The following is a 12,585-nucleotide window of genomic DNA, read 5'->3' as shown; positions in this document are numbered from 1 at the left end:
GCCAGCCTTTGGCAACATCGATGCCGATGTCCTGAACCGTTTGCGCTACCATCTCCTCGGTCCCTTCCTTGTGTGCGGGGGCTTGCCCCTTGCAACTGTTCGGGTTCACAAAAGAAGGCGGTCGGGCCCCAGCTCATCCACGGTTTAGGCCACCTGAGGGGCGACGGGCTCTCGACCACCGCCACGGATCAGGCAAGCACCTGGTCCGTGGCACCCTCAACAATGCACGATTCCAAACACACAAGGGGCGGCGCCAGGGTCCGCGATTGGCGGCGATCGGGCGAATGCCACCTCATCAACGGCCATCGCACCGCGAAAGTCGAGCACGACGCCGCGCCGACCTAGCCTTTCCAACGCTTGCATTGAAACAGCACGTAGAATGACTGCTGGCTGACCCGGACCCGGCGTTTTCTCGCCATTCGTCATGCCACCGGAACATCAAAACGCGCTCGCTGCGCACCAGCGGCGTGCCGGCCCTCCGCTATGGCTCCGGGCGTTCGTCACTCGAAAAGCCAAATCATTGGCTTTTCGTCCGCTGCGCGGACCGCTCCTCACCCAACCGTTTCTTAATGTGTCTCCGCTACACCAAAGCCTGAAAAAGAGGCGGAAAACGGAGAATATTCGGGGTGCGCTTTTCCGCGGCCACGACTGCCGGGCGGTTCTTGCCGCAGCGTTTGGCGCTGCGCATCAAGCCGTTGCTTGGCCGCATCGACGCCGTGCTGTTCACCGCCGATGAGCGCGGCGAGGCCGGCCGCATGTCGGTCATCGCCTTCTCCATCCGCATCGTCAGCGCCGTCATCGCCTTCATCAGCCAGGTGCTGATGGCGCGCTGGATGGGTTCGTTCGAATACGGCATCTTCGTGCTCGTCTGGGTGACGATGGTCATCGTCGGCAACCTCGCCTGCCTCGGCTTCCACACCTCGGTCATCCGCTTCATCCCCGAATACCGCGAGCGCGGCATGATGGACGAGCTGCGCGGCATTGTCGTGGCCAGCCGCCTGTTCGTACTGATCGCCTCCACCATCATCGCCGGGCTCGGCGCGCTCGGCGTCTGGCTGGCGGCGCCCTGGCTCGAAAATTATTACGTGATACCGTTCATCCTCGGCGTCATCTGCCTGCCGATGATCGCGGTGTCGGATCTGTTGCAGGGCCAGGCCAGGGCGAACAGTTGGGCGTTGTTTGCCCTGTCGCCGACTTACCTGATACGCCCGGTGCTGATCCTGCTGTTCATGGCGCTGATGCTCTATGTCGGCTACGCCGCCGATGCCAGGACGGCAATCTTCGCCTCGATCGCCGCCACCTACGTCACCACGCTCGCGCAGCTGATCGGCGTCACGCACCGCATGGAAAGGCAGATTCCGACCGGGCCGATGAAAGTGCATTTCGCGCAATGGTTCATCGTCTCGCTGCCGATCTTCCTCGTCGAAAGCTTCTTCTTCCTGCTCACCAATGCCGACGTGCTGATGGTCGGCGCCTACATGAACCCCAATGACGTCGCCGTCTATTTCGCCACGGTCAAGACGCTGGCGCTGGTGCATTTCGTCTATTTCGCGGTCAAGGCCGGCGTCGCCCAGCGCTACGCGCAATTCACCCATGGCGATCCGGCCAAGCTTGCCGCTTTCGCCCGCGAAACGGTGTCGTGGACCTTCTGGCCGTCGCTGCTGATGGCGATCCTGGTGCTGGCGCTCGGCGAACCCATGCTCGTGCTGTTCGGCCCCGAATTCACCACTGGCTATCCGCTTCTGTTCCTGCTCGTCTTCGGCGTCGTGGCGCGCGCCGCCGTCGGCCCTTGCGAAAGCCTGCTCACGATGAGCGGCAACCAGAACATCTGCGCCGCCGTCTATGCCATGACGCTGGCCTTCAACATCGGCCTCAACGTGGTGCTGATCCCGCATTTCGGCCTGTGGGGCGCGGCCATGGCCACCGCCTTTGCCATGATCTTCGAGGCCACCGCACTGTCCTTCACGGTGTGGCGCAAGCTCGGCATCGTCATGGCGATCTTCGTGCCTGCCAAAGGAGCCGCCTGATGGCCGCCATCCCGTTGCTCGAGGAAACCAGCAGCGGCGGCACCGCCGGCGCCATGGTGTCGGGCCTTGCCGGCCTGGCGCGCGACGCCGACCCCGCCCATATCGAAATCCTCGCCAACAACCGGCCCGAGCGCAAGCTTGCCATCTACCCGGCATCGGCCGGCTTCGACCTGGTCGAGGAGCTGGACTATCTCTGCGCCCGCACGATCGAGCCGAACGTCTTCTTCAACCCGCGTTTCCTGGCGCCGGCCATGCCCCGGCTGGAAGATCGCGAGGTGCGGCTGGCGGTGATCCGCGACGGCGACGAATACCGCAACCGGCTGCGCCTGCTGGTGCCGATCTCGGTGGAACGGCCCGTGGTGCCGCTCGGCGTTCCGGTGATGCGCACCTGGTCGAGCCCCTTTGGTCCGCTTGGCACACCGCTGATCGACCGCGACGATCCGATCGGCGTCGTCGAGGATTTCTTCTCGATGCTGTCGCGCCCGCACCTCAAGATGCCGAAAGTCCTCGTGCTGCCCGACATGAGGCTAGACGGCCCGGTGGCGAGCCTGCTTGGCACCGTGGCCGAGACACGCGGCCTGACGCTGGTCACCACCGGCCAGGTGGCGCGCCCCGCGCTGGAGAGCGAACTCGACGGCGACGACTATCTGAAGGCTTCGCTGCGCGCGCACCATTATCGCGAGTTCCGCCGCCTGAAGCGGCGCCTTGCCGACCTCGGCAGTCTGGAGCATGTGGTGGCGCGCGGCCCCGAAGAGATCCGCCATGCCATCGAAAGCTTCCTGACGCTGGAAGCGTCGGGCTGGAAAGGCCGCGAGCGTACCGCCATGGCGATCGACCGCTTCCGCGCTGCCTTTGCCCGCGAGGCCGTGCACAGGCTCGCCGAGCAGGACATGTGCCGCATCCATTCGCTGACGCTCGATGGCCGCACCATCGCCTGCCTGATCGTCTTCGTCGAGGCCGGCGTCGCCTACACCTGGAAGACGGCCTATGACGAGACGCTATCGGCCTATTCGCCCGGGACACTGCTGATGATCGAGGTCACAAGGCAGCATCTCGACGACCCCAACATCATGATGACCGATTCCTGCGCGGTGCCGGACCATCCGGTGATGAGCAGGCTGTGGACCGAGCGCAAGCCGATCGGCACGCTGGTGATCGGGCTGACGCCGGACGCTGATCGCCTCGCGCGCCAGGCCGCTTCGCAGCTGCATCTCTACCGCGAGACCCGCAACATGGCACGCCTGCTGCGCAACCGCATGAAGAGCTTGTTGCGCAGGCGGTAGACCATGATCTTGAGCTTCCGCGGCTTGACGGGAAGACCGCTTGTCAAGACCCCTGCCCTTCGCACAAATTGCGCAAATCGGCGGACGTACGGTCCGATGCGACGTATGGTCCTGAGGCTGGAATGATCGCACGACACGGTTTCACGCTCGCGAGTACCGTCGTCGGCCTTTGGCTTCTGTCCAGTCTGGCATCGACTGCGAACGCCGCTAATGGATCAGTCTTCCTTGAAGACCAGACCTGGACCGAACTGCGCGACCGGATCGGCGCCGGGACGACGACGATCATCATCCCGATAGGCGGCACTGAGCAAAGCGGCCCCGCCATGGCTTTGGGCAAGCACAATGTGCGGGTCAAGTTCCTGGCCGAAAAAATAGCCAACCAATTGGGCGACGCGTTGGTCGCGCCCGTGATCTCCTATGTTCCGGAAGGAACCATCGACCCGCCGACCGCCCATATGCGGTTTCCCGGCACGATCACCATCAGCGACAAGATCTTCGAGCAGTTGCTCGAATCCGCGGCCCGCAGCTTCAAGCTGCACGGCTTCAAGACCATCGTGCTGATCGGCGACCACGGCGGCTATCAGGCCGACGAGCGCCATGTCGCCGATCGCCTGAATGCCGAATGGCGCAAAACCCCGGTCCGGGTCTTTGCGGCGCTCGAATACTATCAGATCACCCAGGGCGCCTATGTCGACAAGCTGCTGTCGGCCGGCGCGACGCGGCCGGAGATCGGAACCCATGCCGGATTGGCCGACACATCACTTATGCTCGCCATCGACCCAACCATGGTGCGCAAGGATCGCCTTGCCGCTGCCCCGAAGCTTGATGCCGGCGACGGCGTCTATGGTGGCGATCCGACACGATCGTCAGCCGCGTTTGGCCAACTCGGCGTCGACCTGATCGTCAACGGGACGACCGACGCGATCCGCGAATTCGAAAAACAGCAACCCAAATGATCAAACCATATCTTCAGTTCACGAGCTTTTCCGCGCTGCTCGTCTTGTTGCTTGCCCTGTCGTCGGCATCGGCTTCGGCCGGCTCGTGCCCGGAGGATTGCAGCGACCCGGCGCCTTCGCACTCCCCGATCAATATCTACGACCAGACAGGTTCTGATCATTTGAGCCCGGCAACGGCAGGCGCGCTGCCACGTGTCTATGTTCCGAACCGCTCGTCCAACAGCGTATCGGTGATCGACCCCGTGACCCTCAAGGAAGTCGACAGGTTCCCTGTCGGGCGCAAGCCGCAGCACGTCGTTCCGTCCTGGGATCTGAAGACGCTCTGGGTCGCCAACAACGCCAGCGGCACCAGCAAGGGCAGCGTGACGCCTATCGACCCCAGGACCGCCAAGCCGGGTCACGAAATTCCGGTCGATGACCCCTACAACATGTACTTCATGCCGGACGGAAGTTCGGCCGTCATTGTCGATGAGGCCTACCAGCGGCTCGACTTTCGCGATCCGCAGACCATGGCGCTGAAATCGACGCTCCCGACGCCGACCTGCCCAGGTATCAACCACGCCGATTTTTCCGTCGACAGTTCCTACGCCATCTTCACCTGCGAATATGGCGATGGCGGCCTGTTGAAGGTGGACCTGAAAAACCAGAAGGTGCTCGGCCACCTTGCCCTGTCGAAAATGGGCATGCCGCAGGACGTCAGGCTCTCCTCCGACGGCAAGGTCTTCTACGTCGCCGACATGATGAACGACGGTGTGTTCCTGATCGACGGCGACAGTTTTTCCGAGATCGGCTTCATCGCCACCGGCATCGGCACGCACGGGTTTGTCGTCAGCCGTGACGGGACCAAGCTCTACGTCTCGAACCGCGGTTCGCACAAGATGGAGCAAGGCCGTGCAAAGGGGCCGGGCAGCGTGACCGTCATCGATTTCGCCACCCGCTCGGTCGTCGCGCAATGGCCGATACCCGGCGGCGGCAGCCCCGACATGGGCAATGTCAGCGCCGACGGCAAGCAATTGTGGCTGTCCGGCCGCTTCGACAGCGAGGTCTACATGATCGACACGACCTCGGGCGCTGTCACGAAAATCCGGGTCGGCGTCGAGCCTCACGGCCTGACCGTCTGGCCGCAGCCCGGCAGATACTCGCAAGGTCACACCGGCAACATGCGATAGGCATCTCGGTCGCGGAGACCCGTAACGCAGCCTCCTGGTGCGCCTGCGAGGAAACCGTTCTCATCGAAAGGTTTCCTGCCGTCATCGCGTCGCTTGTGTGGCCAAACTGCACCGCCGATTTCCTGCCGAGAACCGTTCGGACGAACCGGCCCACACGAATGGCACATCGTCACATAACTGTAATGGCGCGCGCCTAGCTAAATCCTCGCCACATCCCAATGCGCCGCTCCATGCGCCGCCACATCTCGAGGAAAGACCATGCTTTTGCGCACCATCATCGCCCCATTGGGCGTCTGCTTGTCCATGGCCACATCGGCCTTTGCCGCCGACCTGGTCGAAGCCCCGCCCCCGGCAGCGCCGAGCTGGACGATTGCGATCGAAGGGGACCCGGAATTCTACGCCATCGACAATGGCAGCAACACTGCAAGGTCGCTTGCCGACACCTACTTCAAACTCAGCGTCTCGCACAATTTCGACAACAATTTCGTCGGCGGCATCTTTATCCAGCCGACCTTCAAGACCGGCGGAAAGTCGCAGTACTACGCCGAAGCGAGTCTCGGCTACAAAATCAAGATCACCGATGCCTTCACCCTGACCCCGAGCCTGGGGCTCGGCTACACCTGGCACGACACAGGCATCATCAAGGACGCGGATGCCAACGCCAATGTTCCCTACTACGCCCTGTATCTCGCGGGCGACTGGAAGCTCTCCAAGCAGTGGACCTGGAACGTCTTCAACTTCCGCTACCGCAACGCCTTCAGCACCACCTGGGAAACGCCCAAGCTGGCCACCGGCGTGACCTACAACATCGACTCCACCAACGCGGTCTATGCCAGCGTCGGTTATTCCTGGAAGAAGACCGACACGACTTCGGCCCCCTACAACGATCTCGCCGGCGACAAATGGAACATCGGGATCGGCTACAAGCATTCGCTCTGATTGGATTGACGAGGGCGCAGGCTGGCACTGTAGCCAGCCTGCGCCGCAAATCGTCTCGGCTACGTCCAGCGCAGTGAAACCCATCCGTGGTCTCATCGAGACTGCCCTCGTTCATGGGCAGGCAAGCAACATGGACCTGTCCTGAAAAATGGAATGGTGCCCCTAGCCGGGATCGAACCAGCACTCCTTGCGGAACTCGATTTTGAGTCGAGCGCGTCTACCAATTCCGCCATAGGGGCTCAGGCCGGGCGGCCTGGATGGGCGCGGACTATACGGTCGGAGGCCTGTTCGTCAACTGGCCAATTCTCGAGATCACCGGGATGCGACCAATCTTCGCCTTTTGATTTCGTGGCGGGGCTGCCATTGTGCAGCGCGGAAAATCTTTCTAGACAGGCGGCGCATGAAGCGTGGCGCGTCTGAAGGGACCGACACGCAAGCTTGGGCCCTTGTTTTCATCCCTGCCTTGCCCCGGGCATCTGCGCACTTTTGGGCGACACGCATTAGGAGAGCCGATGCTTCGCGGACTGTACGACTGGACCCTGTCGCTGGCGGCGCGCAAATCCGCCGAATGGTGGCTGGCCTTCATCGCTTTCGTCGAGAGCTCGGTGTTCTTCATTCCGGCGGACGTGCTGTTCCTGCCCATGGCGTTGGCGCGGCCCGAACGCGCCTATCGCTACGCGCTGACCGCCACTGTTGCGTCCGTGCTGGGCGGCATCGCCGGCTGGCTGATCGGCTACTATGCCTACGACACGATAGCCCGGCCGATCCTGGAGCATTTCGGCGGCCTTGCCGCGTTCGAGGAATGGCAGTCGTCCGGCACCGGGCTCATGCTGGTGCTGCTCGTCACGTCCGGAGTTGCGCACCTGCCCCCGATCAAGGTGGTCACTATCCTGGCCGGGGCGCTTCACATCAATCTTGTTGTCTTCATCGTCTCGGCCATCTTGGCGCGAGGCGCTCGTTTCCTGCTGCTTGCCTGGCTGCTGCGCCGCTACGGTGAGTCGATCAAGGAGTTCATCGAGAAGCGCCTGGGATTGATTGTCGGCGCCGGCGCGGCTGCCCTGATTTTGCTCTATATCGTCGTCAAATACGCCTTCTGAGGCGTCTCCCTCAAAAACGCTTAAAGAGAGATGCAAGCGGTCCTGGCGGGGCGGCGAACACAACGGACGAAGACCCATGACAGCGACCATGAATGCCGATACCGGACGCCAGCGGACGCGGACCGCCCTGTTTCTCGCCGTCGCCATGGCGGCGACCGTCGGCTCGGCGCTCTGCTTCCAGTACATTGGCGGCTATATCCCCTGCCACCTCTGCCTGGAACAGCGCACCCCCTACTATATCGGCGCGCCGCTGATGGTGCTGGCGGTGATTGCATCGATGCTGCACGCGCCAGCCTGGCTGTCGCGCGGCCTGCTGGGTATCGGCGGCCTTTTGATGCTCTACGGCCTCTATCTCGGCGTCTACCATTCCGGCGTCGAATGGCAGTGGTGGGCCGGCCCGACCGACTGCACGGCTGGCGCCGGACCGGTCGACACTGGCGGCAAGGGCGTTCTCGACGCACTCGACAAATTCGTGCCACCCTCCTGCGACAAGGCCGCACTGCGCATCCTGGGCCTGTCGCTGGCCGGCTGGAACGCCATCGCCAGCCTTGTCCTGGCCGCCGTCGCGTTCCGGGGTGCGCTGGCCCGCGACTGAGCTGGTTCGATTGAGTCCCAAGGCGCAGGGTGCGAGCAAAAAATTCGGCAGGCTGAGGTCACATGCGCGGCTTTCGACGTCCGAGCCAAGTCGACCCCCACTCCGTCTCGGCTTCGCCGAGCCACCTCTCCCCCGATCGACGGGGTAGAGGAAAGGCGCGAGCCTGTTGCAGCCAGCGCTCCTCCAACAGGCTCCCCTTCTACTCCGGCCTCCAACAAGCTCCTTTCCTCTCCCTCCGGWGGGGGGAGAGGTGGCGCTGCGAAGCAGCGACGGAGTGGGGGAAGCCGGTCCTTGAACGCGAAGCCGCTGATAAGTGAGCGCGACCCAGGCGGCCAGCCTCCCGAATTCTCGAACGCTCTCAGGGCTCCAGCTCGACATCCCAGTACAGATAATCCATCCAGCTTTCATGCAGATGGTTCGGCGGGAACAGGCGGCCGTTGTTGTGCAGATCATGCACCGTCGGCTGGTAAGGCTTCTGCAGTGGAAACATCTTGGCATGCGCCGGCATCATGCCGCCCTTCCTCAGATTGCAGGGCGAGCAGGCGGCGACGACATTTTCCCATGTCGTCGCACCGCCGCGATGGCGGGGGATGACGTGGTCGAAGGTCAGATCGTCAGGCGTGCCGCAATACTGGCACTGGAAGCGGTCGCGCAGGAAGACGTTGAAACGGGTGAAGGCCGGGTGCCTGGACGGCTTCACATAGGCCTTCAGGCTGACCACGCTCGGCAGCTTCATCGAGAAGGTCGGCGAGGACACCGCATGCTCGTATTCGGCGACGATGTTGACCCGGTCGAGGAACACCGCCTTGATGGCGTCCTGCCAGGACCAGAGCGACAAGGGGTAATAGCTGAGCGGACGGTAATCCGCATTCAGCACCAGTGCTGGAAGCCCATCCGGAGATACGGCAACCGTCACGTGTTTACCTCCTTGGTTCTAGACCCGAACGGCGCGGATACTGTAAGCCCGACATGACAGGGATGTGAAGCGGATTGTGGTTCGCGCGACGTGCCAAAAAAGCATGATTTTTATGCTTTTTTGCGGATTCAGGCGGGCGGTGCGGCGTCCCTGCCCCTGGTTTCGCGATAATAGGACCAGAAAAGCCGCGATGCGACACCTCGCCACGGGCTCCATGATTCGGCGAGTTGGATCAGTGTTTTCTCCGGCGGACGCGGGTCGATGCCGAGCGCATGGCCGACCGCGCTCTGCAGCGCGACATCACGCGCGGGGAAGATGTCGGGGTGCCCGGCGGCAAACAGAAGATACACTTCAGCCGTCCACGGGCCGATGCCGGACACCGCCGTCATCCTCGTGATCGCCTCCTCAGCCTCAAGCGAACAAAGGTGATGGAGGTCGAGGCCGTCGGCCACCGCCTGGGCAATCGCGATCAGGCCGCGCTGCTTGGGCCGCGACAGGCCGGCCTCGCGAAATATGTCCTCGCCGGCGGCCAGGATCGCCTGCGGCGTCAGCGGATCGACGAGTTTCGTCAGCCGGCCGAAAATGGCATCGGCGCTCGCCCGGGAGACCTGCTGCGAGACGATGATCGAGGCAAGGCTTCTGAAGCCGGGCTCGGAGAGCCTGAGCGGCACCTCGCCTGCCATGCCGCGCACCTTTTCCAGGCGTGGGTCGATGATGCAAAGCGCATCGAGCCCGCGCGCAATGTCGTCCAGTGTCGCGATGCGTTGCATTGTATCCTTGTCCGCCAATGTGCCGCAAAGTAGCAACCGCCAAAACCGCAGCACAACCCGATTGCCGCTCGAGACATGACGCTCCTGACATTCCGCTTCGCGCCCAGCCCCAACGGCGAACTGCATCTCGGCCATGCCTATTCGGCGCTGCTCAACCAGACGCTGGCAAAGGCCAGCGGCGGCCGGCTGCTGCTGCGCATCGAGGATATCGACACGACACGCTGCACACCGCAATTCGAAGCCGGCATGCTTGCCGACCTGAAATGGCTGGGGCTTGGCTGGGAGGAGCCGGTGCGCCGCCAGTCCGAGCATTTCGCCGAGTACGAGGCGGTGCTTGACCGGCTGATCCGCGACGACCTGGTCTACCCCGCCTTCATGAGCCGTGGCGACATCCGCGCTTTTATCACCGAAAGCGAAAAGCGAGGACGCGACTGGCCGCGCGATCCCGACGGCGTGCCGCTCTACCCCCCGGCCGACAAGGCGCTGCCGGTGAAAGAACGCAAGCGGCGCATCGCCGACAACGAGCCCTTCGCCTGGCGGCTGGATGTCGATGCCGCCATGGCGCGTGTCGGCAGGGACCTCGCATGGGCCGAATTCAACGATGAGACACTATCCGCGACGCGCTCGGTCGAAGCTCGACCGCAGGATTGGGGCGACGTGATCGTGGCGCGCCGCGACATCCCGACCAGCTACCACCTCGCCGTCGTCATGGATGATGCGCTGCAAGGCGTCAGCCATGTCGTGCGCGGACAGGACCTGTTTTCCGCCACCGGCGTGCAGCGCCTGCTGCAGGAGCTGCTCGGGCTGCCGCAGCCGGCCTACTTCCACCATCGGCTCATCCTCGGGCCGGACGGGCGAAAACTGTCGAAGAGCCTCGGCGACACCGGCCTTGCCAAGCTGCGCGACGCCGGCGCGACGCCTGATGACATCAGGCGGATGGTCGGGCTCTGACCTCTACTCGTCAGGAAAATCGCACCACCAATTGAATTCCGGTGATGCATGGATCAATCGTTTCGTTTTGCACGCCGGGTTGAACGGGACTAGAGCATCGCCACGGTCAGTTCTCACCAGCGTTGCGGTCTCCGGAAAATGCACAGCATCAAGCGGTTCATCCCCGCCACCTTCGTCGTCCTGTGGGCAACCGGCTTCATCGGCGCCCGCTACGCCATGCCGTGGGCGGAGCCGTTCACCTTCCTTGCCGCACGGTTCGTCATAGCCGCCATCCTGCTGGCTCTGCTGATGCCCGTCCTGGGCTCGAAACGAGCCACCCGCAAGGAGGCGCTGCACGCCACCGGCGCCGGCATCCTGATGCATGGCGTCTATCTCGGCGCCGTCTTCTGGGCCATCCACCGGGGCATGCCGGCCGGGTTCTCGGCTCTGATCGTCGGCCTGCAGCCGCTGATAACGGCGGTGCTGGCCGGCAAGTTTCTCGGCGAGGCCATCCTGCCGCGCCACTGGCTCGGCCTTGGCATCGGCCTGATCGGCATCGTCATTGTGCTATGGCCAAAACTCGGCGCGCTCGGCGGCGGCGTGACGGCGGCGACGCTGACCGCGTCGCTGGTCTCGGTGCTCGGCATGAGCGCGGGCACCATCTGGCAGAAGCGCTTTGCCTCCGGTGGCGACCTCGTGGCGGCCACCATGTGGCAATATGTGGGCGGCGCCTCGCTGATGATCCTCGCCGCGCTTGCCTTCGAAACCCACACTGTCGTCATCAACGGCGAACTGATCTTCGCCATGGCCTGGCTGGTGCTGGTGCTGTCGCTCGGCGCCATCTTCCTTTTGATGGTGATGATCCGCGACGGCGAAATGTCGAAAGTCGCCTCGCTGTTTTATCTGGTGCCAGCGGTGACGGCGATCATCGCCTGGGCCCTCTTCAACGAGCAGCTTAATGCGCTGCAGATTGTCGGCATGGCCATCACGACGTTCGGCGTCGGCCTGGCAACGGCGCGGCAGACCAAGGCACAGTCTCATCCGACCCGGGCGCGGGCCTCCAGATAGCGGCTGATCGCGGCGTTGAGCTCGCCGCCGAGAATGAAGATCGCCGAGACGATGTAGAGGAAAACCACCGCGATCATGATCGAGGCGAGCCCGGCATAGGTCGTCACATAGGACGAGAAGTGGTCGAGATAGGTGGCAAACATCGTCGAGCCGATGAGCCATGCGGCCAGTGTGAAGATGATGCCCGGCACCAGCGAGACGAAGCGGCGCTTGCCGGCCGGAAGCCAGTAGTGCACCGAAAACAGCCCGCCGATGATAACGGTCGAGGCGATGACGTAGCGCCACAGCGTGATCGTGCCGGTATAGGGTTTGATCCACTCGAAATGGGCTTCGGCCAGCCGCGCCAGCAAGGGCGCGAACACCAGCAGCACGCTGATCGCCAGGAACCCGGCCGTCGCGATCAGCACGAAGAACAGGCTCTGCACCCGGCGATAGATGATGCCGCGCGTCTCCGTGACGCGATAGGCGCGGTTGAGCGAGGTGCGCAGCGCCTCGATGCCGTTCGAGGCAAAATAGGCGGCCAGCAGCACGCCATAGGTCAAAAGATCGGTGCGCCGGACGGTCAGCACGTTCAGCACCTCATGCGCGATCGGCTTGGCGATCTGATCCGGCCAGGTGTCGAAGACCAGATGCACGGCGGTGTCGGCGAAGGCCTGGGCGCCGAGGAAGCTGCCCAGCGTCGTGGCGAAGATCAGGAACGGAAACAGCGCCATCAGCGAGGTGATCGCCAGATGGCTGGCCATAGCCCAGCCGTCATCGGTGTTGAAATGGCCAAGCGCGTCGTAGAGCACGCGGCGCAGGGCGACTATATTCCGCAGCAAGGACGCGCGCTCCC

The 12,585-nt window shown here is 63.4% G+C and carries 12 protein-coding genes and 1 tRNA gene; 9 read left to right on the top strand and 4 right to left on the bottom strand.

All coding sequences use genetic code 11. From position 1 onward, the window contains the following. The first annotated feature begins 626 nt into the window (after positions 1-626). The 5 genes from AC1DX4_RS28015 to AC1DX4_RS27995 all read left to right on the top strand — a co-directional run bounded on the left by AC1DX4_RS28015 (position 627) and on the right by AC1DX4_RS27995 (position 6,374). Complete coding sequence (locus AC1DX4_RS28015; RefSeq protein ID WP_477223384.1) at positions 627-2,027, top strand: oligosaccharide flippase family protein; 1,401 nt, start codon at positions 627-629, stop codon at positions 2,025-2,027. Continuing rightward, on the top strand, positions 2,027-3,310 hold the full coding sequence (locus AC1DX4_RS28010) for a GNAT family N-acetyltransferase (RefSeq protein ID WP_477223383.1): 1,284 nt from the start codon (positions 2,027-2,029) through the stop codon (positions 3,308-3,310). The genes AC1DX4_RS28015 and AC1DX4_RS28010 overlap by 1 nt, the downstream gene beginning before the upstream one ends. Before the next feature lie 122 nt (positions 3,311-3,432). Next, on the top strand, positions 3,433-4,266 hold the full coding sequence (locus AC1DX4_RS28005; protein WP_477223382.1) for a creatininase family protein: 834 nt from the start codon (positions 3,433-3,435) through the stop codon (positions 4,264-4,266). Beyond that, positions 4,263-5,435 carry a YncE family protein gene (locus AC1DX4_RS28000; protein ID WP_477223381.1) on the top strand — a complete coding sequence of 391 codons (1,173 nt, stop codon included), beginning with the start codon at positions 4,263-4,265 and terminating at the stop codon, positions 5,433-5,435. The genes AC1DX4_RS28005 and AC1DX4_RS28000 overlap by 4 nt, the downstream gene beginning before the upstream one ends. 258 nt (positions 5,436-5,693) lie before the next feature. After that, complete coding sequence (locus tag AC1DX4_RS27995; RefSeq protein ID WP_477223380.1) at positions 5,694-6,374, top strand: hypothetical protein; 681 nt, start codon at positions 5,694-5,696, stop codon at positions 6,372-6,374. 154 nt (positions 6,375-6,528) lie between these two features. Here the strand turns inward: AC1DX4_RS27995 and AC1DX4_RS27990 are convergent. Then, positions 6,529-6,613, bottom strand: a tRNA-Leu gene (locus tag AC1DX4_RS27990). A gap of 273 nt (positions 6,614-6,886) precedes the next feature. On the opposite strand from AC1DX4_RS27990, the gene AC1DX4_RS27985 reads away from it, so the two are divergent. Beyond that, positions 6,887-7,471 carry a YqaA family protein gene (locus tag AC1DX4_RS27985; protein ID WP_477223379.1) on the top strand — a complete coding sequence of 195 codons (585 nt, stop codon included), beginning with the start codon at positions 6,887-6,889 and terminating at the stop codon, positions 7,469-7,471. A 76-nt stretch (positions 7,472-7,547) separates the two neighbouring features. Continuing rightward, positions 7,548-8,066, top strand: a complete 519-nt coding sequence (locus AC1DX4_RS27980) for a disulfide bond formation protein B (RefSeq protein WP_477223378.1) — start codon at positions 7,548-7,550, stop codon at positions 8,064-8,066. A gap of 358 nt (positions 8,067-8,424) precedes the next feature. Here the strand turns inward: AC1DX4_RS27980 and AC1DX4_RS27975 are convergent, their stop codons facing one another. Continuing rightward, positions 8,425-8,982, bottom strand: coding sequence for an HNH endonuclease (locus AC1DX4_RS27975; RefSeq protein ID WP_027041701.1), 558 nt, complete (start codon positions 8,980-8,982; stop codon positions 8,425-8,427). A 128-nt stretch (positions 8,983-9,110) separates the two neighbouring features. After that, a complete protein-coding gene (locus AC1DX4_RS27970) occupies positions 9,111-9,752 on the bottom strand; it encodes a DNA-3-methyladenine glycosylase family protein (protein WP_477223377.1) in 642 nt (213 codons plus the stop codon). Between the two features lie 75 nt (positions 9,753-9,827). Here AC1DX4_RS27970 and gluQRS point away from each other — a divergent pair, with 75 nt between their 5' ends. Together gluQRS and AC1DX4_RS27960 are read left to right on the top strand one after the other, a co-directional pair. Beyond that, positions 9,828-10,703, top strand: coding sequence for a tRNA glutamyl-Q(34) synthetase GluQRS (gene gluQRS / locus AC1DX4_RS27965; protein WP_477223376.1), 876 nt, complete (start codon positions 9,828-9,830; stop codon positions 10,701-10,703). A 138-nt stretch (positions 10,704-10,841) separates the two neighbouring features. Then, entirely contained in the window at positions 10,842-11,750 is a 909-nt protein-coding gene (locus tag AC1DX4_RS27960; RefSeq protein WP_477223375.1) for a DMT family transporter, read from the top strand. Here AC1DX4_RS27960 and AC1DX4_RS27955 read toward each other — a convergent pair. Then, the gene (locus AC1DX4_RS27955) at positions 11,720-12,571 is read right to left on the bottom strand and encodes a YihY/virulence factor BrkB family protein (RefSeq protein ID WP_477223374.1); all 852 of its coding nucleotides are present in this window, start codon (positions 12,569-12,571) and stop codon (positions 11,720-11,722) included. The genes AC1DX4_RS27960 and AC1DX4_RS27955 overlap by 31 nt on opposite strands. Between the last annotated feature and the right edge of the window lie 14 nt (positions 12,572-12,585).

Source organism: Mesorhizobium sp. P3_A8, assembly GCF_056402995.1.
Note: the sequence above shows the minus strand (reverse complement) of the source record. Positions and strands in the feature narration are given on the sequence as shown.